Genomic DNA, 20,745 nt, shown 5'->3' on the forward strand with positions numbered 1-20,745 from the left:
TTCGAGAGAGGCTTCCACGACGGCGACGTTTAGGGGGCCTTTTTCTTTTGCGGTTCAGTCTCCTTTGTTTCCCTCGTCCTCGGCCAGGAATTGCTCATAGAGCGCATCCAGTCGGCTGGAGAGGAATTCACCGAAACGGCTGGCATTCTTTGCCTTCATCGACATCGAAAATACCTTGCCGCTATTCTTGATCTCGGCCTGAACGGCCCGGTCGCGCGGTTGCCAGCTCGCCTTTCCGGCTGCCGGCTCGACTTTGCGGACCGGCCTTGCCGATCTGTTGAGAGCGCCATAAAGACGCGAGAATCGCTCATCCGAGGGCAGCTCTTCGAAACCCGCAGAGTTCACGACCTCGGAAACCCTTGCGCCATTCGACGCCTTGCCGACGAGCAGCGACAGCTCGATCCAGCGCTCGCGTCCGACGCCTGGTGCGGCACCCAGTTTCTGAATCGTCGCTGCCGGAATGCGTTCGGTCACCGTCATCATCTTTGAGATGGAAGCCGCGTTAGCGGCGAGCGCCGCCGCAATCACGTCGCGGTCGTATCCGAGGTCGTCCAGGCGCCGTGCAAACAGGGCCCGCTCGATGAAGGTGAGATTGGCGCGAGCGGAATTTTCCTGTCCCTGCGCGATCACGTGGGTGCGGTCGTCGATCTGCTTGACGACCGCCTTGATCTTCAACCCGAGATCGCGGGCAGCTCTGAGACGCCGATGGCCGAAAACGACCTGATAACGGCCGTCGACAGACGGGTGGGGACGAACGAGAATGGGGCTGTCCTGTCCGCGGGCGCGGATCGCTTCCTTGAGCTCCTCGAATTCCGCTTCGTCGCCGAGGATACGGTCCTGAACGAAGGAGGCATCGACCTGATCAGGATCCAGCTCGACGATGACCTGGCCTTCCAGATACTTGTTGGCCTGTTGCGCCAGATCGTCGAGCGAGCGGACCATGGACTTGCCGGCGCCACGCATCGGATAGGACGGGCTCGTCGCCGGATCGCTCGGAAGATCGGCCAATCCCGTCAGCAGGCCTTTTCGCGCCATCTCACGGCCTCCACTTGATGGTTAGAGAATTGAATTTCCGATGGAAAAGTCGATTTTTGTCGGCTGACAACTTCAACGCCCCCATGATTGGTGGATCAGAGCGGCGATTTCGCCATTGACGGCGTCGAGCGAGTCGAGCGCGCGGTCATAGGTTGCGCGGTTCATGGTAGCGCGGTCGACCTCGTAAAGCGTCTGCTTGGTGATGCCCGCATCGGAGACTGCCGTCGACTTCAGCATCTCGTTCTTCAGCATGAACTCGTGAAACATGGTCCGCATGAAGGCGACCATCTGCGCCTGCGGCACGTCGCCTGGTTCATAACGCGTGATCAGGTAGCGATACCAGGACAGATTGACCTCTGCGCCGGCGTTGCGGATAGGCTTCAGGATGCCGCCCAGCATCAGGAGGAACTGACCCATCGACATGACGTCGAGCATCTGCGGATGGATGGTGATCAAAACGCTTGTCGCTGCCGTCAGCGCCGTCAGCGTCAGATAACCAAGCTGCGGCGGGCAATCGATGACGACGACATCATAGCGATCGTCCACGTCTGCGAGCGCCCGCGACAGACGGGTGAAGAAAGTCTTGCCCTCGTTGGACGACTTGTCCGCCATCGCCAGCGGCGTGTCGTATTCATATTCCTGCAAATCGAGATTGGCCGGCACGATGTCGAGGCCTGGAAAATTCGTGGCACGAATAAGGTCCGACAGAGGCTTCCTGTCGCCGTCGTAGCGAATGGCCTCATAGAGCGAGGAGGCCTGATCGAACTCCGGCTGGAAGCCGTGCAGGGACGACAGCGACGCCTGCGGGTCAAGGTCGACGGCAAGGACGCGGTGGCCGGTCAGCGCAAGGTACTGGCCAAGGTGGGCTGCCGTCGTCGTCTTGCCGGAACCGCCCTTGAAATTGACCACAGCGATGACCTGCAGCTTCTCGCCCGGCCGGCGATGGGGAACATACATGCGGCTTTCCGAACGCCCATGCGCATCGAGATGCTGTCGCAGCTCAAGCATCTGCTCGGCGCTATAGGAACGGCGGCCGGAGGACGAGGTCCTGGGGGAGGGGCCTTTGCCCTCCAGGTGTAACTTTTTCAGCGTGCTCTGGGAGACGCCGACATAGGAGGCGACCTCGGCAAGCGAAAAACTGCGCAGGGTCTTCTGGGCGTTCGGCGGAAATCGCTGCACGCTCAAAAGGTGTAGCTTCTGCGAAATCAGATCTCCCTGTTCGAGAATCTGATCCTCGAAACTGACAGGCCGATTCGCGGAAGGCATCGAATTAGCGTTCATGGCGATCGATCTTCCAGATAACGATTTTAGGGCTAAATTCCCCTCATAACCGTTATTATCTCCGATTTCGTTCAGCCAGCAAGGAGTTTAAGGTTAACAGAGTTTTAACCGGGCTGCCGAAACAGCCGGAGGGGTCGATCCGTCTCTGCCTAAATCATGTGATTTCTTAGAGATTTAGCCTGGGGGCACGATCGGGCGCGTGGCAATTTTTCGCCCCCCTTATCGACCGGGTCTTCGAGGCTAAAATCAGCGTTTGTCGCCGACCGTTTCCGAAAACAGTGCGACTCAGTGCCCCCCCGCATGCGGGGGTCTGACAAGACGCGTGCTTCATGCTCACCATAGCGCATCTGAATTTGGCGCGGAGAACGACCATGTTTGTAAGGGCGATTGGACCTGCGGATAGAGCATCGCACGCTTCTCTTCTCGACAGCATGTTCCGTCTGAGGGCGCGCGTTTTCGCCGGCCGGCTCGCATGGCGCGTCTCGGTCGAGGAGGGGAGGGAGCGCGACCGTTTCGATGCGTTCGATCCCCATTACATCATCGTTGTCGGCGACGATGGCGAGGCGATCGCCTCAGCGCGGCTGCTTGCCGCCTCGGGACCGACCATGTTGGCAGATGTCTTTTCGGTACTGCTTGCTGGCAATCCCTTCATGGCCCATCCCGACATGGTGGAAAGCTCGCGCTTCTGCGTCGACACGCAGGCGGAGGCTGCAAAGCGCGGATCGTCCGGCTTGAACGAGGCGACGCTCTTCCTGTTTGCCGGTATTCTCGAATGGTGCCTTGCAAACGGCAAGACAGAGATCGCAACGGTGACCGACGTCAGGTTCGAACGCATCCTGAAACGCGTGTCCTGGCCGCTGCGGCGCTATGGCGAGCCCCGTCTGATCGGCGAGGTCAGGAGCGTGGCGGGATGCCTGCCGGTCTCGCGGGAGCTTTTCCAAGCCATACGCCCGCCCGCCTACCGCTCGAACCTTTCGCACAGGTTTTGCAGTGCCGCCTGAGGGGGACGACATGAACGCCCTTTCTTTACCCCGGCTCGTGCGCAAGCTGGAGGAGGCGCTCGGCCCGCCGCTCATGACGGCGCTCTCAGACCCGTCGGTCATCGAGATCATGCTCAATTCGGATGGTCACCTGTTCATCGAACGCCTCGGGGCCGGCATCGTTCATGCCGGCAGCATGGCCGAAGGGCCGGCCGAGATCGTAATCGGGGCCGTCGCTCACGTCCTCGACACGCAGGTCGATCGCGCTCACCCCATCATTTCCGGGGAGCTGCCGATCGGCGGCCATCGGTTCGAAGGCCTGCTGCCTCCCATCGTTTCGGCGCCTTCTTTCTCGATCCGCCGACACGCCGGACGGCTGATTGCGCTCGACGACTATGTGGCCTCCGGCATCATGAAGGAATGCCAGGCGGAGATCTTGCGCCGGGCCGTGCGCGCGCGGCTGAACGTCGTCGTCTCGGGCGGTGCCGGGTCTGGCAAGACGACGCTGTCGAACGCAATCTTGACTGAAATCGCCGCTCAATGCCCGCAGGAGCGGCTTGTCATGCTCGAAGATACACGCGAGCTGCGCTCTTCATCGGCCAATGTCTTGTCGTTGCGAACGAGCGATCACGTCGACATGGCGCAGCTGCTTAAAAGCACCCTGCGGCTGCGGCCCGACCGCATCATCGTCGGCGAAGTGCGCGACGGCGCGGCACTTACGCTTCTGAAGGCCTGGAATACCGGTCATCCGGGCGGCGTCACCACCCTTCACGCCAACAATGCGCGCTCGGCACTCCAGCGCCTCGAGCAACTGACCGGCGAGGCCAGTCGTCAACCGATGCGGGAGGTTATCGGCCAGGCGGTTGATCTCATCGTCTCGATCGAACGCACGAGCGCCGGACGACGCATTGAAGATCTCCTTCATGTGAAGGGGTTTTCGAACGGCAGCTATCATCTCCAATCCGAAACGGAGGAACCTCATGCAGCCTAGTTATCGTGTCGGGCTCGCCGGCCTCGTCGTTCTGGCAGGCATCAGCCTTTGCAACCCGGTCCTTGCAAGCAGCGGCGGCGGTCTTCCATGGGAAGCGCCGCTCGAACAGATCCAGGAATCGATCACCGGCCCGGTTGCAGGGTTCATCGCGCTTGCCGCGGTTGCGGTTGCCGGCGGCATGCTGATCTTCGGCGGCGAACTCAACGATTTCGCGCGACGCCTCATGTATCTGGTTCTCGTCGCCGGCGTCCTGCTTGGCGCCACCCAGATCGTTGCCCTTTTCAACGCTACGGGCGCCTCGGTCGGACTGTCGATGTCGATCGATCAGAAAGCAGCGGAGAGGGGAGGGGAGCGCTCATGACCGCCACAGTCCCTGCACTTGACGTCAATCGCATTCATCGTGCGCTGTCGCGGCCAAACCTGCTGATGGGTGCTGACCGCGAGCTCGTCCTCATGACCGGACTTGCGGCCATTATCCTCATCTTCGTCGTTCTGACGGTCTACTCGGCCATTATCGGCGTTGCGATCTGGGTTACGATCGTCGGTATGCTGCGCCGAATGGCGAAGGCCGATCCCTTGATGCGCAAGGTCTATCTGCGCCATCTTCGCTACCGCGCCTATTACCGCGCAACCTCCACGCCGTGGCGAAGGAGCTGAGGGGCCATGGTAGCGCTTCGCTCTTTCCGCCACGCTGGACCATCCTTTGCCGATCTCGTCCCCTATGCCGGTCTTGTCGCAGACGGCGTCCTCCTGTTGAAGGATGGCTCATTGATGGCCGGCTGGTATTTCGCCGGTCCGGATTGCGAAAGTTCGACCGAGACCGAGCGCAACGAGATTGCGCGCCAGATCAACCAGGTGCTGGCACGGCTCGGCTCCGGATGGATGATCCAGGTCGAGGCCATTCGCCTGCCGACGGACGATTATGCACCCGCCGGCCGGTCGCATTTTCCCGATCGGGTGACGCGGGCGATCGATGAGGAGCGGCGACGCCATTTCGAAGCCGAACGCGGTCATTTCGAAAGCCATCACGCCATCATCCTGACCTACAGGCCGCCCGAGCCCCGCCGCTCGACGCTGAGCCGATACGTCTATTCCGACGCTGCCAGCCGCAAGCAGAACCATGCCGACATCGCCCTTGCCAGTTTCCAGACGGCGGCCCGGGAGATCGAGCAATATCTTTCGATCACATTGTCGATCCGCAGGATGAAGACGCAAAGCGCGTCGAACGACAGCCATGATGGCGCCCGATATGACGATCTCCTGCAGTTCATCAGGTTCTGCATCACCGGCGACAATCACCCGGTCCGCCTTCCGGACGTGCCCATGTACCTCGACTGCATCGTGACGGGAGAACTGCAGCACGGTCTGACGCCGAAGATCGACAATCGCTACATCGCGATCGTGGCGATCGACGGGCTGCCGGCGGAAAGTTCGCCGGGCATCCTCAACAATCTCGACCTGATGGGACTATCCTATCGCTGGTCCTCTCGCTTCATCTTCCTTGACGCCGGCGAGGCGAGGGATCGTCTGGAGCGCACCAGAAAGAAATGGCAGCAGAAGGTCAGGCCGTTCTTCGACCAGCTGTTCCAGACGCAGAGCCGGTCCATCGATCAGGACGCGCTGTCGATGGTGGCGGAGACAGAAGAGGCGATTGCCGAGGCTGCCTCAGAGCTTGTCGCCTACGGATACTACACGCCGGTCATCGTGCTCTTCGACGATCGTGTCGAGAGGCTTGAAAACAAGGCCGAGGGCGTTCGCCGCGTGATCCAGGCCGAAGGCTTCGGCGCCCGGATCGAAACGCTCAACGCCACCGACGCCTATCTCGGCAGTCTGCCCGGCAACTGGTATTGCAATGTTCGCGAGCCGCTGATCACGACGCGCAATCTTTCCGACCTCGTGCCGTTGAATTCGGTCTGGACGGGCGATCAGAACGCACCTTGTCCCTTCTACGACAAGAACGCGCCAGCCCTGATGCAGGTTGCCTCCGGCTCGACGCCGTTTCGCCTCAACCTGCATGTCGATGACGTCGGGCACACCCTGATCTTCGGACCGACCGGGTCCGGAAAATCGACATTGCTCGCTCTGATCGGCGCCCAGTTTCTGCGCTACAGGCAGGCGCAGCTCTTCGTCTTCGACAAGGGCGGCTCGATGATGCCGCTCACGCTTGCGGCAGGCGGCGATCATTACGAGATCGGCAGCGATGGGGAGGTCAGGACGCCAGGTTTTTGCCCGCTGGAGACGCTTTCGAGTGAGTCCGACCGCGCCTGGGCCTGCGGCTGGATCGAAATGCTGGTCGGCCTGCAGGGTCTTGCCGTCACCCCGGACCATCGCAACGCCATTGCCCGCCAGGTCGGGCTGATGGCCCGCGCACCCGGCCGGTCGCTGTCGGACTTCGTCAGCGGCGTGCAAATGCGCGACATCAAGGAAGCGCTTTACCACTTCACCGTTGATGGTCCGCTCGGACAGCTTCTCGATGCCGAGAGCGACGGACTGAGGCTCGGGCATTTCCAGACATTCGAGATCGAAGAGCTGATGGCAATGGGCGAACGCACCCTGCTTCCCGTCCTGACCTATCTCTTCCGGCGCATCGAAACGCGGCTGACGGGAGCCCCGAGCCTGATCATTCTCGACGAGGCCTGGCTGATGCTCGGCCACCCGACCTTTCGCGAGAAGATCCGCGAGTGGCTGAAGGTGCTGCGCAAGGCCAATTGCGCCGTCGTGCTTGCGACCCAGTCGATCTCGGACGCAGAAAGATCGGGCATTGTCGACGTCCTGAAGGAAAGCTGCCAGACGAAAATCTGCCTGCCGAACGGTTCGGCCCGCGAGCAGGGAACGCGCCAATTCTACGAGCGGATCGGCTTTAACGAGCGCCAGCTGGAGATCGTCGCAACGGCAATCCCCAAACGCGACTACTACGTCGTCTCGCCCGAGGGCCGGCGCCTCTTTGACATGGCCCTCGGCCCCTTGGCGCTCTCCTTCGTCGGCGCTTCCGGCAAGGACGATCTGAAGCGGATCCGCGCCTTGGCCGAGGAGCATGGCAGCGCCTGGCCGTCGATCTGGCTCAAGGAGAGAGGGATATCAGATGTCACGATCTAGATACCGACTGGCCATCGTCCTTTCAATCCTTCTTGCCGCCGGCAGGCCACTTCCGGTCGCGGCAGGGGCTGCGACCGGAGCTGCGACCGAATTCACGCAGCTTGCCAACAACGGGGAGCTCATCAAGCTGCTCGAAAGCTCAGGCGTTCAGGTCGACAACCAGCTGACGCAGATCACCCAGCTTGCCGAACAGATCGAAAACCAGCTGAGGATCTATCAGAACATGTTGCAGAACACGGCCCTTTTGCCTGCCCATGTCTGGGGCGAGGTCGAGAGCGACCTCAATCAGCTGCGAGGAATCGTTGCGGACGGCCAGGGCGTTGCCTTCTCCATGGCCAATGCCGATGATGTCCTGCGGCAGCGTTTCCCGAGCTTTGCAAGCCTGAAGACGAGGATTGCAGATGAAGACAGCTTCTCGACCAGCTACCAGGCCTGGTCTGACACCAATCGTGACACAATCGCCGCTTCTCTTCGTGCTGCCAGCCTCACGGCCTCGCAGTTCGATAGCGAGGAAGCGACCATGGCAACGCTTCGCGCGCTGTCTGAAAGCGCAGATGGCCAGGTGAAGGCGCTTCAGGTCGGCCACGACATTGCCGCCCAGCAGGTCGCCCAGATGCAGAAGCTGCGCGGGCTCGTCTCCCAGCAGATCACGATGATGGGAACCTGGCTTCAGACCAACCAGACCGACAGGGATCTGGCGCAGGCGCGTCGCGAGCTATTCTTCCGCGGCACCGTTCCGCCCTTGAGTGGCGGCCGAACCATGGAGCCGCGCTGGTGAGCCGCCCATCTTCTCTCGTAACGCCTGCCATGACGCGGCCTGCCGTTGCGGCAATGGTAATCTTGGTGCTTCTCGTCGTTCCGGTTCGTGCCCAGGAAGGCGCCCTGATCACCACCTTGCAGGACGAGATCGCCAGGGCGGCGCAGGGGTGGGAGCAGACGGTCCTGAACGCGGCGCGATCGCTCTTCTGGATCCTCGCCTCGATCGAGATCGGCCTTGCTGCGATCTGGCTCGCGCTGCAGGCGCCGTCGCTGCAGGAATGGTTCGCAGAACTCGTGCGGCGCATCATGTTCGTCGGCTTTTTCGCGCTCCTTCTCGATCAGGGGCCGGCCTTTGCCAGAGCCGTCGTCGACAGTCTCTTCCAGATCGGCGCCTCGGGCGGCGATGCCTCGCCGGCCGATATCTTCAATGCGGGGCTCGCTGTCGCAGCCAAGATGGCAGAAAAGATCCGCTTTGGCCTCTTCGAGGACAATGTGTGGGCGATTGCGGCCGCCTTCGCGATGATCGTCGTCGTCATCGCCTTTTCGCTCGTCGCGGCGATCTTCGTATCGATCATGGCGGAGATGTATATCGGGCTACTGGCCGGCATGATCATGCTCGGGCTCGGCGGGTCATCCTTCACCAAGGATTTCGCCATCCGCTATCTGGTCTACGCCTTCGGCGTCGGCATGAAGCTGATGGCGCTGGTGATGATCGCCCGCATCGGATCGGAGGTGCTGATCGGGCTTGCCGGCAGCCCGGAGATCGGTGAGCAGTTCCAGACGCTGCTTGCCATAGCCGGCATTGCCGTCGTTGTCTTCGTCATCGCGATCTATGTGCCGAACATCATCCAGGGCGTCGTCCAGGGCGTCTCGGTCGGAAACGGAATGGAGGTGATGCGTCATGGCGGCCAGGCTGCCTCCTTTGGCCTGGGCGCCTTATTCCTGATGATCGGCGGCGCTGTAAAGGGGGCGGAGGCGGCCGGGTCCGCGCGGGCCCAAGGCGCATCGATCAGCGAAGCCGCCATGCGCGGCCTGACGGAAGGTATAGGCGCCGCCGGGTCTGCCACGGCTTCGGCCATGAAGGACAAGGCGATCGGAGCCCCTGGCGCGCATGCAAGTTCCCTGCTTGGTCTGGCCAATGCCAAACTGGACCAGACAAGGCCAGGGGCGGCCGGACCGTCTTCGTCGTCGCTCCGGTCGGGCCAATCGAAATGAGGATTTCGCCATGACGCCAGACTCTTCGGAAAATCCTTATCTCGCCGCGCGCAACGAGTGGAACGAGCGGTATGGATCATATGTGCGGGCGGCAGCAGCCTGGCGCATCGTCGCCATGCTTGCGCTTCTTCTTGCAATCGTCGGGGTGGGCTATGCCTTGTTCCTCAGCACGCAGGTCAAGCTTGTTCCCTATATTGTCGAGGTCGACAGATTGGGCACGCCGGTTTCGGCGGGCTTTCCCGAACATATCGAATATGCCGACGCCCGTGTGGTGCGCGCCACGCTCGGTGGTTTCGTCACCAGCTTTCGTTCGGTTACGCCCGACGCGGTCGTTCAAAAGCAATATATCGACCGGACCTATGCGCTGCTGCGCACCGCCGATCCGTCGACCGAGAAAGTCAATGCCTGGTTTCGCAGCAATTCCCCTTTCGAGAAGGCGAAGGCCGCCACTATTGCCGTCGAGGTGAACAATATCGTCGCGCTGTCGAACCAGTCCTACCAGATCGACTGGACGGAGTTCGAACGCGACCGGCGCGGCAAGGAAACCGGCACGCGGCGTTTTCGCGCGATTGCCACGGTGACGATCACCGCCCCCCAGGATGAGGCAACGATCAGGCTCAATCCGATCGGGCTTTATCTCAAGGATCTCGACTGGACCGCACAGCTATAGAACGAGGACACGCCATGAGACACGTGACATATCGAGCGGTCGCCGGTTGCTGCGCGATGCTCGCAACGCTCGCCTCCACAAGGATCGCGCCGGCCCAGTCGATGAGCGACAACGAGACGAAGGCGACGCGCCTGTCTTCGCAATGGCGCGACGGCGCCGGCCTCGTCACCAAGGGGGCCGACGGAAAAGTCATCTTCCTTTACGGCCAAAGCCAACCCTTTGTCGTCTGCTCGCCTCTGCAGGTGTGCGACATCGAGCTCGAGACCGGGGAGGTGGTGCGCGACGTGCTTGTCGGCGACACGGTCAGATGGAAGGTCGAGCCGGCAACCTCCGGGCCAGTCGGTGGCCAGGCAATCCATCTGATCGTCAAACCGGCAGAAGCCGGCCTGTCGACATCGATGGTAGTGACGACGTCGCGGCGAACCTATCATATCCAGTTGAAGTCCCATTCGAGCCGCTACATGGCCCGGGTCGGCTTTTCTTATTCGCAGGACGTCACCGAAAAACTCGCCGAGGCAAACGCGCGCCTTGACTTCAGGGGAGCGCCCGGCACGGCAACGCCTCCCGACCAGCTCGACTTTTCCTATTCGGTAAGCGGCAGCGCTGCCTGGAAGCCGACACGCGTCTATTCGGATGGCCTGAAAACCTACATCCAGTTTCCTCGCTCTGTGGCCGGAGAGGATGCACCCGTCCTCTTCATCGTGTCGGGGGGCAAGAACCGTATCGTCAACTATCGCATGACAAGGAACATGATGGTGGTCGACTACAATGTCGATCGCGCCGTGCTCGTCTCGGGGGGCGGGTGGCGACGCCAGAAGATCACGATCCGCCGGAGCAGCTGAGATGGGCCGCCTTGTTCTTCTTATCCTTTATTGCGCCTACCTCTGCGGCTGCCAGACGTCGACTGCGGGAGGAAGTGCCGACGCGCCAGCTGCATCGCTGCCGGCCGATGTCGCCGCTTTGATTGCAAGCGACATGGCGAGCCGCCTGAGCGAACAGCTTCCCCGATCGTCCGGCCCGCTGAAGCTTGCAGACGAGGCCTCAGATTTTGCCATTGCGCTTGCAACATCTCTCAAGACATCGGGCTATCGGATCGCAAGCGGCACGCAGCCGCAGCCACAGACAATCGCGCTCGCCTATCGTCTTGATCGATCGGGCTCAGAGCTTCTCGCAAGTCTTTCGACGCCGCGGCTGCGGCTTGCCCGGCTCTATCTCGTCTCAGGGTCTCAGGCCACGCCGGCAAGCCCACTCTCCGTGATGATACTGCAATAGGAGGCCTCGCATGGCCCAGTCGCTGCAACTTGGAAGCCCGCAAAGCCAACAGGCGCAGACCATGCGTCGTCTCAACAGGTTGCCGATCCTGATCGCGATCGGCCTGCTGGTCCTGTTTTCTGCGGTGATCATTTTCGGTCTCTCCGGGCGCGGATTTCCCTTCAGGCAATCCGCGCCGGTCACGGGCGCCGGTCTTCCGGCATCGACCTATGGCGACCAGCTGAAGCGCGGCATTGAAGACGGCATCATCGGTGAGGCTCAGCCGGTCGGTCCGTTGGAGCCGAAGGCCGCCGCCGACCCGGCACCGGCGCGCGAAACCTTGTCCAGCCGGCCTCCCGAGCAGCCAGGCCTTGCCAACCCTGTGGGGCAGGCGCTGCCGGAGGTCGATTTCGAAACCCGGCTCGCCAGAGAAGGGCGCGAACGCTATCTGCGTGAACTGCAGCGTCGCAGGATGGCGCGCCTGCAGGCTGCCGACGCCGCATTGGATTCGCCGCTTCAGGTCGACATCAGTCACGCCGAGGCCCGTGACGCGCCGGCCGATAACTCTGCCCCATCAGGCGAAGGCGCCAAGACAGGGCCGCTCGATCTTTATCAGGCCGCGCTGCAGGCCGGGTCCCTCGCACAGAACGCCGATCCGAACGGGCAGGTCTTGAAGGAGGATTTTTTCAACAAGGACATTAAGGAGCTCGGCTATCTGCCAAACAGGGTCGTGCCGCAGATATCGCCCTTCGAACTCAAACGCGGTTCGGTCATACCGGCGACCTTGATCTCGGGCATCAATTCCGACCTTCCTGGACGCATCATCGCTCAGGTCAGCCAGAACGTCTACGACAGCACGACCGGCTACCGGCTCTTGATCCCCCAAGGGGCCAGGCTTTTCGGGCGTTATGATTCCAAGGTCGCCTTCGGCCAGGCACGCGTGCTGGTCGTCTGGACCGATCTGATCTTACCAAACGGCCAGACGCTGCAGATTGGCGGGATGGCAGGTTCGGATCCGGAGGGCTATGGCGGCTTTCGCGACCGCGTCAACAATCACACGATCCGCACGTTCACCGCGGCCGCTCTCATCGCTCTGATCGGCACCGGCATCGATGCCTCCATGCCGGAAAGCTCGACCAGGGCGACCCAGGACACGGCCTCGGACGCGGCAAGGCGTAATTTTGCCGAAAGCTTCGGTCGCGTGGCGGAGCGGACGATCGACAGGAACCTCAACGTGCAGCCAACCCTCGAAATTCGCCCCGGCTACAGGTTCAATGTCCTGGTCGACCAGGACATCATCTTCCCCGGAGCCTATGTCGAGCGCGACGGAGGGGTGAGCAGATGACTCGATGTCCAGCTCTGACCTCTAGGTTGTCTTCGAGATGAATGGCGTCCAGCCAAACCTCATACACGAAAGGCACTGAGAGGCGATCGCAAGCGGCTGGCCGTTTTCTGGTCAGACCAACGCGAGAAGGTCGTTGATACCGGCTTCTGGCGACTGGCCGAATATAAGGCGTCTGGCAGGCGTTCCCCGGCGAACGCAACATCCAGCCGAGGTTTCGGCGCGATACCCATGGCCGGCATCACGCTGCCTTCAAGACCGCGGCCAATGGCTCAGATCAATCCATGGCGCGCCGCCAGATAGACTGCGTTCACCGTGTTGTGGGCACGCAGCTTCCGCCTCGCCTTGCCGAGGTAGTAGCGAACGGTATGGTGGTTGATGCCGAGGATGTCAGCCGTCACCGGTATGGTTTTGCCGAGCGCGGCCCAGTTGAGGCATTCCTTCTCCCGTCCCGACAACTGGACCCGTGGCCTGGCCATGACGCTTCGGCCCTTCAATTTGGCATGGACGAGTGTCGTGGCCGTGATCGCCTGTATGTCGTCGATTATTCCCTCCCCTTTAAACGCGGGCAGGTGCGAGGCGAGCGTCAGGATGGCGGTTCGACCGAAGCCGATGCGTATCGGGATGGAAAGGCCGGACACGATCCCGTACCGACTGGCGTGCTTGTAAAATTCGCGCTCTTCCGACATGGGCTCGGGGCGCTGGGGCGGGGCTGACCAGTAGAAGGGCTTCAAGGCGCGCCTGGCTGCCGTGACGACCGGATCAATCCGCTGGTAGTCGTTGGAAAGATAGATCTCCTGCCATTCCTGCGGGTAGTTGGAAAACGCTTCCGTATCGCCGTAGCGCAGGTTGACATAGGCGAACTTCTCGAAGCCGCATTGCTGCGCAAACGTCAACAAGGCCAGCCGTATTGAGTGTTCATCGGACGAAAGGCTCAAGACGTCAATCAGATGATCCAGTCTCTTCTTCAAGACACATCGCTCCCTTAAACGGCCGCGACGTTCAAGCGAGGTCGGCGACCGAAGCTGAAATCTCAACGGACATATGCATGCGGCTCCAAAGTAAACACCTATGAGAAGCAAATTGGAACCCTTACTTATTCAGGGTTGATTGGCGAAACGAGAACATAGCCGCCAAGACGCACGGTCTGGATCAGCTCGCCCCCGTTGCCGGCCTCCGTAAGCTTGCGGCGAAGCCGGCAGACGTGGACATCGACGCTGCGTTCGAGCGGCCTGCCAAGACCGATATGGGTTGCCTCCAGCAGCACCCGGCGAGAGAGTACTGTTCCAGGGCTCCGGCAGAAGGCGACCAGGAGATCGAATTCGGCAGCGAGCAGCCTGACCTTCGATCCGTCGGGCGCCGTGACGGCGCGGCGATGGGTATCAACGCGCCAGCCTTCGAAGGTCAGCACGCGCAGTCTTTGCCGCTCGCCGCGCTCCAGTCCGCGCAAACAGGCGCGAACCTCGGCCATCAGATGGTGAGGATTGGCACTGCCTGGCAGGCAATGGTCTGCACCGGTATCGATCCCGGCGAGCTGGCGAACATCCGGGGCAAGGAGAATGATCGGTATCGCGCTCGATTTGCGGATGTCTCGACAGAGATCGACGCTCAGATCGCCTGAATCGCCAGTCGCAATGACGAAGATAAGAAAGCCGTGATCGGCGCTGACCTGATGCGCTGCAAGAGCGGTTTGAACCACCCTGCTTTGAAAGTTTGCAACCTCCAGCGCATCGACGATCGGCTTGGCGAGCGTGACGTCCTCGGTGACGACCAGAATGGCTGGTTCTCGTGTTTCCATCGCGGGAGAAAAACACACTAGACCACCGCTTCAAGTCACAGATCTGGGAGGATGTTCCTCGCTGTGCGGGGAAGCGGAGACCCCGCCCGTCAGGAAACGAAATTTAACATCATTGCCTTTGCGGTCCCACGCTCTCCGTGGCATCCTGCAGCCATGAGTTGTCGAACTCGAGAGCATGTCGATTTGTCGTGGTTGCGTCGTGAAACCCACCGTCGTCATAAGTTCGCTTGATGCCGACTTCTCGCTGTCTCTTCGACATATACTTGAGGCAGAAGGCTTTGCCACCGACCTTGTCATGAGCTCGGCAGAAACGGCTGCGGCGATTAGGGACAAGATGCCCGTCGGGCTCATCGTCGACGGCAGGAGCGCGTTTGCAATCGATTTGTGCAGAGCGCTGAAGGAGGATGCGGCGACAGACCATGTTCGTATTGTCACGCTTGTCCCTGTCGAGGCCGAACACCGCTTTGAAGCCTTCTTGAGAGCGGGCGTCGACGAGGCCTTTATGCGACCGATAGCGCCCGATCGCTATCTGCGTGCGCTAAACCGTCTTCTCGGCACCGAGGCGCGCCAGATGCCGCAGCAGGAGCGGCCGGAGGTGCTCCACCATGATGGATTGAGCATCGATGCCCGCGCCCATCGCATCATCTATGACGCGCGTGACGTCCATGTGGGTCCGATCGAATTTGCCCTTTTGCACCGGATGATGAGCGAGCCGGGTCGCGTCTTCCGCCGTGACGAGCTTGCTCGCCTTGCCTGGCCGAATGGGGTCTTCGTCGATCCGAAAACAGTCAATGTCCATATCGCCAGACTGCGCAAGGCGCTTGGCCTGGTCATGAAGACAGACATCGTGCGCACGGTTCGCGGCATTGGCTATGGCCTGGAAGCCGGAAAGGATTAGAGAAGGGTTGAACGCATGAGCCAGATCCGTCCGATCGCCATCATCAATGCAGCGTGTGTCATCACCGGTGACGGTGTCACCTCGCTCGAACGGGCGAGCGTGCTTCTTGCCGAGGGCCGCATCGAGGCTGTCGTCCAGACGGAGAGGCCGTCGCTGTCAGAAGACTATGCGCTGATCGATGCTGCCGGATGTACGGTTCTGCCAGGCCTCATCAATGCCCACGCCCATGGCTGCGTCTGCGGCCCGACGATGCCGAGCGGATCCGCCTCCTTCGACCGTCAGGAAATCGACTATCAGAAAAACCGCCATCTTCTATCCGGGACGACGACCCTTCTCAACGTTTGCGGGCTCGCCCTTGCCGAGGACGTCGACGACATCGCGCAACATCCCCATCCGCTCGACATCCATATCAGCACGGCCCATACGCCGGCGAGCCTTGCGGCGGCGCAGGCGGCCGATGGAAGCGGGCTTTCACCCCGTCACCTCGCCGCAAGGATCGACCATCTGCTCGAAGCTGGTGCCAAGGCGCTCGGTGAAGCGGGCGGCGGCCAGACACTCGGCGGCGGCGCCCAGGACTACCGGTTCCTGCCGGAGGCGATCGAGAAAGCCAGCGGTCTCGTCGTCCATCCCAATCTTGCGCGAAAGCTCAAGGAGGCTGCACTCGGACGCAGGCTGGAGGCAAACACCAATCCCGACGGCGCAACCCTGTTGTCGCTGTTGAAGGAGAACGGGCTTGAAGGGCATTTTGCGATCGAGAGCATAACAAGCCTCGTGCGCAAGACCGTAATGACGTCCGTTGCGCTTGCCCGTCAGGGTCTTGCCGAAATCGCCGCGGAAGCTGCGCGCACCGGCATGCCGGCGATCTTTCACAATGCCCCGCCGACGGCAGCCCAGCTCATCGAACTTGCCGGAAGGTTTCCAAGGGCAAGAATGGTCGCCGGCCACAGCAATCATCCGTCGTTCACGCGTGCCGAAGCGGTGGAAACGGCTGCCGCGCTTCGCACCCTCGGCGTGGGCATTGATGTCTCGACACTCGACTGCATCGCGACCCGCTGGCGCAACGGCCCCGACAATCTTGACTGCCTCATCGATGCAGGGCTTGTCGATACGATTTCGACCGACTTCGGCGGCGGCGATTGGGATATGATCCTGGAAGCGATCCACCGGATGATTTGCCGCAAGCTCCTGACGCCGGCCGCTGCTATCGCCAAGGCGACGGGGAACGTCGCAAGGATCTTTCCGGAGCTCGCTGGCGACCGTGGCATGATTGAAAGCGGAAAGCGTGCCGATATCGTTATCAGCCAGTCCCACAATCTTGCCCGCGTCCGTCATGTCATTTGCCGGGGCAGGATCGTTGTCAAGAACGGCAGTATCGTTGTCGCTCCCAGACCAGAAACGGATCGCTAGCGAGCCCGGACTTGCTCCAGGCCCGCGATGACGAGAGACGCTCGGCTCTTCAGGCCGGCACATGCAATTTCCAGATCGCCTCGCGCCCTGTTTTCCCGTGCAGATCTTTTTCTCGAATGAGACAAGCGACGCAGGCCGGAGGTCCAACCCCTCAGATCAAAGAAAAAAGCCCGCCGAAGCGGGCAATTTAAGGGGTGCAACGGGAACTGGATCGCGCGATTTCTGCGGGGCCGCAGGATTGAACTGTCGCGCGATCCAGGCCTCCAACCAGGATGCGGAAGAAATGTTCCAGGCTAATTATCGCCGCTTTCGGCGCCGGCGCGCTGCGGTCGAGATTGGTCCAAGGGCAGGGCCGGAGAGGATGCCGAACGACACATGCAAGAAAGATGCGCCTTGTCGCCGACCAGCAAACGAGCCGCAGTGGCGGGCCAGGCGTGGCTCTCCTACTGAGGATGGTGTCTATCGGTGATCCGTGCTGCCAAATTGGGTGGAGAGCACATCACTCGCTTGCGACTGCGCCTGGCAATGCACGTCCTTCAACCTGTCGTAATGTACCTCAGCCATGCGTGAGGCCGCTCGCGCTGTCTCCGCCCACCCCTGCTGCGGCATGACCCTCCGTCTCACAAAGGAGGCAAAACCGCCGTTCCAGCGCCATAAGCCGGTTTTGGTCGCAGTGGTCGTGTCCAACCTGACGCGGCCCACAATTTCCTTTCCGTCATAGCCGACGAAATCCGGCTTGCCCTCGCCCGGCCAGGTTTCGCGCCACTTGTATCGGGGTTGGTCGTTGGTCATGGGCCACGCGATGCGATTGGACGTAGGACAAGGCGGAACCTCACGGCCCACCTGTACGTCGTTCTCATTATGTTCTTGCAAGGATCAGAGTCAAGCGCGCAAAGATTCGTCGATTGCAACGTATCGAGCGCTGATGGCCAGGATGACGCTTGTCCTCAACAGGCCCGTCCGTTGGACGGCACCGTTTTCGCCGCTTCTCATGCAACCGCGCTTGCGGGCTCAAGTGCGGCGATCAGCGCCGCCGGAGCGCCGCAGGGCAGGGCCGAGACCGCCTCGATGATCCGGCGCTGTTCTTGCTGCCGCAAGCGATGACGCGTCACAATCTCGAACTTGTTGCAGATGGCCTTCCAGTCCATGGGCCGCGTCTTTTCGCCCCGTGGTGTATGAACGGCAGACCCAAGCTCGAGCGTCCTGGTGCGAAGGATCACCCGCGCAAGCGTCTGCGCGGGAAAGGACCGGTCGAGGTCAGGTTCGATGCTGATCCTGACCTTGCCCGCCAGCATCTGCAGCTCCCTGCGCCCCAACACGCCTTCATCGACCGGCGCAAGCGCCTGTGGGCCGTCGACCGCAATCAGTGCCATGCAATAGGGCAGGCTGTATTGCACGTCGACCAGGGTCTGCGGATCGGTACGGTTGGCCAGTCTCCCCGCCCAGGCGAAAGTCTGGACCTCGATCTCGAGGATGTCATCAGCACCGATCATATCGTCGCCCGCGATTTCACGATAGGCGTCCAATGCCGGATGGATATAGCGGCAACAGCCGTAGGGCTTGAAATAGGTGTCGGCTATTTCCCAGCGCTGGCCGAGTGAGCCGACGATCCGGCCGGAGTAGTAATAGTCGCCATGGTCGAGGAGGTCTACCGGTCCGGTGAAGCCGCTTTCGGCAAGTCGTGCGGCCGTCAAGCCAAGAACGCTCGCCCAGGCGATACCTTCCTTCACATCGTTGCCGGTCATCCGCGAATATCCCGAACTTCCGTTGGCAAGCTGGTTTGGCGCAAGCACGCCGGCGATCGCCAGGGCGTGGGCGAGGCGACCTGGCTCGAGCCGAAGTAGGCGCCCGGCCGTTGCGGCGGAAGCAAAGGATGCCCATCGCCCCGACTGACGGGTCCGGATGCCCTCGGCCGTCTGCGCAGCCGCAATCCTGACGCCGACGTCATAGCCGCAGATGATCGCGTTCATCAGGTCGCAGCCTGTGGCGCCGAGCTCGGCGGCAAGCAGGAGTGCGGTCGGAATGACCGCTGCTCCGGGATGCCCCCTGGCTGCGCGATGCCCGTCGTCGATGTCGAGCGCGGTTGCCGCCATCACGTTGCACAATAACGCGCCGCCCGGCGCACTCGTTGCGCCGAGCCATATGCGGGCATTACCGGCTCCGAAGACGGGCCCAACCATATTGCATGCGGCAACAGCGCTTGCCCTTTCGGATCCGGCAATTGCCGCGCCGACAAGATCGAGGACGCAGCGCCGAACCATATCGACGAGATCGGCGGAATGATCGCGTGGGCCGGCAAAGACGTGTTCGGCGAGCATTTGGGTCAGGGGAGACATGCGGCGATCCGATCGCGATCGGCGTTGATCCGGCAGTATTTCTCGTAGCTCGCCTCGGCGACGAAGAGATCGAGGACGCCAAGACCAACGCAGGTAATGCAGGTCGGGCCGTCGACAGGCTCGTACCACTCCTTGGGCTCGGACAATGAGCGGATGCCGATCAAGGGGCCAATGCTCTCCAAGGAGAGGCCGTTTCGCGAAAAATGAAGAGCGATGCTTTGCGAGTTGCGGCGCGAAACCGTCGCAAGGTCGTCGCAGACGACGAGGCCGGTCCGCAGACAGCGCTGCAGGTATGCGCCCGGGACTTCGTCGCCACCGAGATGAAGCGTGGTCGCATGTCTTTCCAGCTCCTCGTCGTCAAAGACCGGCTGGCGCGCGTTCGTGGCAGTGATGACGAGCGAGCAGCTGGCCATCATCCGGTTGTCTTCGACGCAGGAAAGCGGGATGCTTGTCTCTTCTGCCAAAGCGATTGCGAGCGCTCGGGCATTTTCGATCCTGCGACTGCGGATGAAGATCTGCTCGATCCTGTCGCCACAGGAGCAGGAAAGCGATCGGATGACGCTACGGGCGACCGGCCCGGATCCGATCAGGAAGACGCGGGCCATGCCGGCCTTGGCAAGGCATCGATCGGCAACGATCGAGGCATAGGTTCCGGTGCGTGCCGCAGACAGCCCGGTTTCGTCCAGAATGGCGATGGGCCGCAACGTATATTTATCGAGAAGCAGGAAGGTGGAGGTCGACCTCGGCAGACCGAGACGTCGATTGAAGGCATTCGCTCCGATGATCTTCACCCCGCCATGCGTCGAGCTGACGCTGTAGAGGGATGACAATTTCCAGCCGAGCCGTTCGTCGGCAAATTCTTCCCTGAAGGCGGCAAAGTCGGGCGTCGACCAGAACTCCTCTTCGCCAAGGGAAAGCACCGCCTTTCCGCCGCGCGCTTGGCCAGAGCGGATTTCGGTCCAGGCGCGCGATACGGCCTGATGAATTTCTCCCATCGTCAGCGCCTGCTGGGTCGCCTCCAGATCGGCTGCCTTCAAATAGGTTATGTTGGCGGTTGCATCCATCGTCGTCTCCTCCTCTGCTCGACCCTGGTGTAGGAGCGTGCAGTCTATGGATTTAAGCGACTTCTGCGGGTGAATATTCGGAGACGTTTGGGTTTGCCGCCCGCTTGTTTGGCAACAAGCGGGAAACAATTCGATGACGTTTGCGTCCGCAGCCGCAAACAGGTGACACGATATGTCTGCCGCCCGTCACGTGGACAGGAAACTGGGCCACTCGCTTCGACTGGCTTCAGGTCCGTGCGGCAAAGGCTTTGGCACCTAATCATGGCAGTGACATGTGTTGGGCGTCGGCGCCCTATGATAGGAAAGTGGTCGCCGTGAAGACCCCGGCCGCCGACATCGATCACCGTCCAGCTTTCATCAAGACACTCGCCCTTTGTCAAAGCCAGGCACTGGTGGGGGAACATGGGTGGACGTTAGCCCCTTTGGATGAATTGATATCGAGCATTCGTACGCTATCCTGACGCTCGCCCGAGCTCGCTTCAAGGCTTGAGACCCATTTCAAGAGGCTCGCGCATTGAGCCACCCTTTGCTGGCTCGCCATTCGAGAGCCGTGCAATTTGAAACCCGTCGTCATGACCCTCGATGAGATCGTGGCGTGGGCTCGAGCAGTATTGCGCTTCGG

At 61.4% G+C, this 20,745-nt stretch carries 20 protein-coding genes; 13 read left to right on the forward strand and 7 right to left on the reverse strand.

The window, feature by feature from the left end; genetic code table 11:
* Window positions 1-54: 54 nt before the first annotated feature.
* Together repB and repA are read right to left on the reverse strand one after the other, a co-directional pair.
* A complete protein-coding gene (repB, locus tag FHX06_RS28390) occupies window positions 55-1,035 on the reverse strand; it encodes a plasmid partitioning protein RepB (RefSeq protein ID WP_112543672.1) in 981 nt (326 codons plus the stop codon).
* A 72-nt stretch (window positions 1,036-1,107) separates the two neighbouring features.
* Window positions 1,108-2,316 carry a plasmid partitioning protein RepA gene (repA, locus tag FHX06_RS28395; RefSeq protein ID WP_112543673.1) on the reverse strand — a complete coding sequence of 403 codons (1,209 nt, stop codon included), beginning with the start codon at window positions 2,314-2,316 and terminating at the stop codon, window positions 1,108-1,110.
* Window positions 2,317-2,687: 371 nt separating this feature from the next.
* Between repA and FHX06_RS28400 the strand changes: the two genes are divergently transcribed.
* Genes FHX06_RS28400 through trbI form a run of 11 tightly spaced genes read left to right on the forward strand, consistent with a single transcriptional unit; the run spans window position 2,688 to window position 12,623 of the window.
* The gene (locus FHX06_RS28400; RefSeq protein WP_112543674.1) at window positions 2,688-3,317 is read left to right on the forward strand and encodes an acyl-homoserine-lactone synthase; all 630 of its coding nucleotides are present in this window, start codon (window positions 2,688-2,690) and stop codon (window positions 3,315-3,317) included.
* 10 nt (window positions 3,318-3,327) lie between these two features.
* Window positions 3,328-4,287: a P-type conjugative transfer ATPase TrbB gene (gene trbB / locus FHX06_RS28405; RefSeq protein ID WP_112543675.1), complete on the forward strand. Its 960-nt coding sequence runs from the start codon at window positions 3,328-3,330 to the stop codon at window positions 4,285-4,287.
* A complete protein-coding gene (locus FHX06_RS28410) occupies window positions 4,277-4,648 on the forward strand; it encodes a TrbC/VirB2 family protein (RefSeq protein ID WP_183849198.1) in 372 nt (123 codons plus the stop codon). The genes trbB and FHX06_RS28410 overlap by 11 nt, the downstream gene beginning before the upstream one ends.
* On the forward strand, window positions 4,645-4,944 hold the full coding sequence (locus tag FHX06_RS28415) for a conjugal transfer protein TrbD (protein ID WP_112543677.1): 300 nt from the start codon (window positions 4,645-4,647) through the stop codon (window positions 4,942-4,944). The genes FHX06_RS28410 and FHX06_RS28415 overlap by 4 nt, the downstream gene beginning before the upstream one ends.
* 6 nt (window positions 4,945-4,950) lie before the next feature.
* A complete protein-coding gene (locus tag FHX06_RS28420; RefSeq protein ID WP_112543678.1) occupies window positions 4,951-7,383 on the forward strand; it encodes a conjugal transfer protein TrbE in 2,433 nt (810 codons plus the stop codon).
* A complete protein-coding gene (gene trbJ / locus FHX06_RS28425; protein WP_112543679.1) occupies window positions 7,370-8,161 on the forward strand; it encodes a P-type conjugative transfer protein TrbJ in 792 nt (263 codons plus the stop codon). Before FHX06_RS28420 ends, trbJ begins: the two co-directional genes overlap by 14 nt.
* Window positions 8,162-8,190: 29 nt before the next feature.
* The gene (gene trbL / locus FHX06_RS28430) at window positions 8,191-9,357 is read left to right on the forward strand and encodes a P-type conjugative transfer protein TrbL (protein WP_183881774.1); all 1,167 of its coding nucleotides are present in this window, start codon (window positions 8,191-8,193) and stop codon (window positions 9,355-9,357) included.
* Between the two features lie 10 nt (window positions 9,358-9,367).
* A complete protein-coding gene (gene trbF, locus FHX06_RS28435; protein WP_183849190.1) occupies window positions 9,368-10,027 on the forward strand; it encodes a conjugal transfer protein TrbF in 660 nt (219 codons plus the stop codon).
* A gap of 14 nt (window positions 10,028-10,041) precedes the next feature.
* A complete protein-coding gene (trbG, locus tag FHX06_RS28440) occupies window positions 10,042-10,869 on the forward strand; it encodes a P-type conjugative transfer protein TrbG (protein ID WP_183881677.1) in 828 nt (275 codons plus the stop codon).
* A gap of 1 nt (window position 10,870) precedes the next feature.
* Window positions 10,871-11,299: a conjugal transfer protein TrbH gene (locus FHX06_RS28445; protein WP_183849186.1), complete on the forward strand. Its 429-nt coding sequence runs from the start codon at window positions 10,871-10,873 to the stop codon at window positions 11,297-11,299.
* 10 nt (window positions 11,300-11,309) lie between these two features.
* Window positions 11,310-12,623 carry an IncP-type conjugal transfer protein TrbI gene (gene trbI, locus FHX06_RS28450; RefSeq protein ID WP_112543684.1) on the forward strand — a complete coding sequence of 438 codons (1,314 nt, stop codon included), beginning with the start codon at window positions 11,310-11,312 and terminating at the stop codon, window positions 12,621-12,623.
* Between the two features lie 269 nt (window positions 12,624-12,892).
* On the opposite strand, the gene FHX06_RS28455 is transcribed toward trbI, so the two are convergent.
* Window positions 12,893-13,591 (reverse strand): autoinducer binding domain-containing protein, encoded by a 699-nt coding sequence (locus FHX06_RS28455; RefSeq protein WP_162710059.1) that lies wholly within the window; start codon window positions 13,589-13,591, stop codon window positions 12,893-12,895.
* A gap of 125 nt (window positions 13,592-13,716) precedes the next feature.
* Window positions 13,717-14,418 (reverse strand): response regulator transcription factor, encoded by a 702-nt coding sequence (locus FHX06_RS28460; RefSeq protein ID WP_112543686.1) that lies wholly within the window; start codon window positions 14,416-14,418, stop codon window positions 13,717-13,719.
* A gap of 199 nt (window positions 14,419-14,617) precedes the next feature.
* Here FHX06_RS28460 and FHX06_RS36215 point away from each other — a divergent pair, with 199 nt between their 5' ends.
* Window positions 14,618-15,316: a winged-helix domain-containing protein gene (locus FHX06_RS36215; RefSeq protein WP_162710060.1), complete on the forward strand. Its 699-nt coding sequence runs from the start codon at window positions 14,618-14,620 to the stop codon at window positions 15,314-15,316.
* Window positions 15,317-15,331: 15 nt separating this feature from the next.
* Window positions 15,332-16,723, forward strand: coding sequence for an amidohydrolase family protein (locus tag FHX06_RS28470; protein WP_183881679.1), 1,392 nt, complete (start codon window positions 15,332-15,334; stop codon window positions 16,721-16,723).
* A gap of 459 nt (window positions 16,724-17,182) precedes the next feature.
* Here the strand turns inward: FHX06_RS28470 and FHX06_RS28475 are convergent, their stop codons facing one another.
* From FHX06_RS28475 to FHX06_RS28485, 3 genes are all read right to left on the reverse strand, one after another.
* Complete coding sequence (locus FHX06_RS28475) at window positions 17,183-17,515, reverse strand: hypothetical protein (RefSeq protein ID WP_112543689.1); 333 nt, start codon at window positions 17,513-17,515, stop codon at window positions 17,183-17,185.
* A gap of 197 nt (window positions 17,516-17,712) precedes the next feature.
* A complete protein-coding gene (locus FHX06_RS28480; RefSeq protein ID WP_183881681.1) occupies window positions 17,713-19,059 on the reverse strand; it encodes an MmgE/PrpD family protein in 1,347 nt (448 codons plus the stop codon).
* Window positions 19,047-20,123 (reverse strand): ornithine cyclodeaminase, encoded by a 1,077-nt coding sequence (locus tag FHX06_RS28485; RefSeq protein WP_112543691.1) that lies wholly within the window; start codon window positions 20,121-20,123, stop codon window positions 19,047-19,049. The genes FHX06_RS28480 and FHX06_RS28485 overlap by 13 nt, the downstream gene beginning before the upstream one ends.
* Window positions 20,124-20,745 lie beyond the last annotated feature (622 nt).

This window comes from Rhizobium sp. BK512 (genome assembly GCF_014194915.1).
Lineage (GTDB): Bacteria > Pseudomonadota > Alphaproteobacteria > Rhizobiales > Rhizobiaceae > Rhizobium.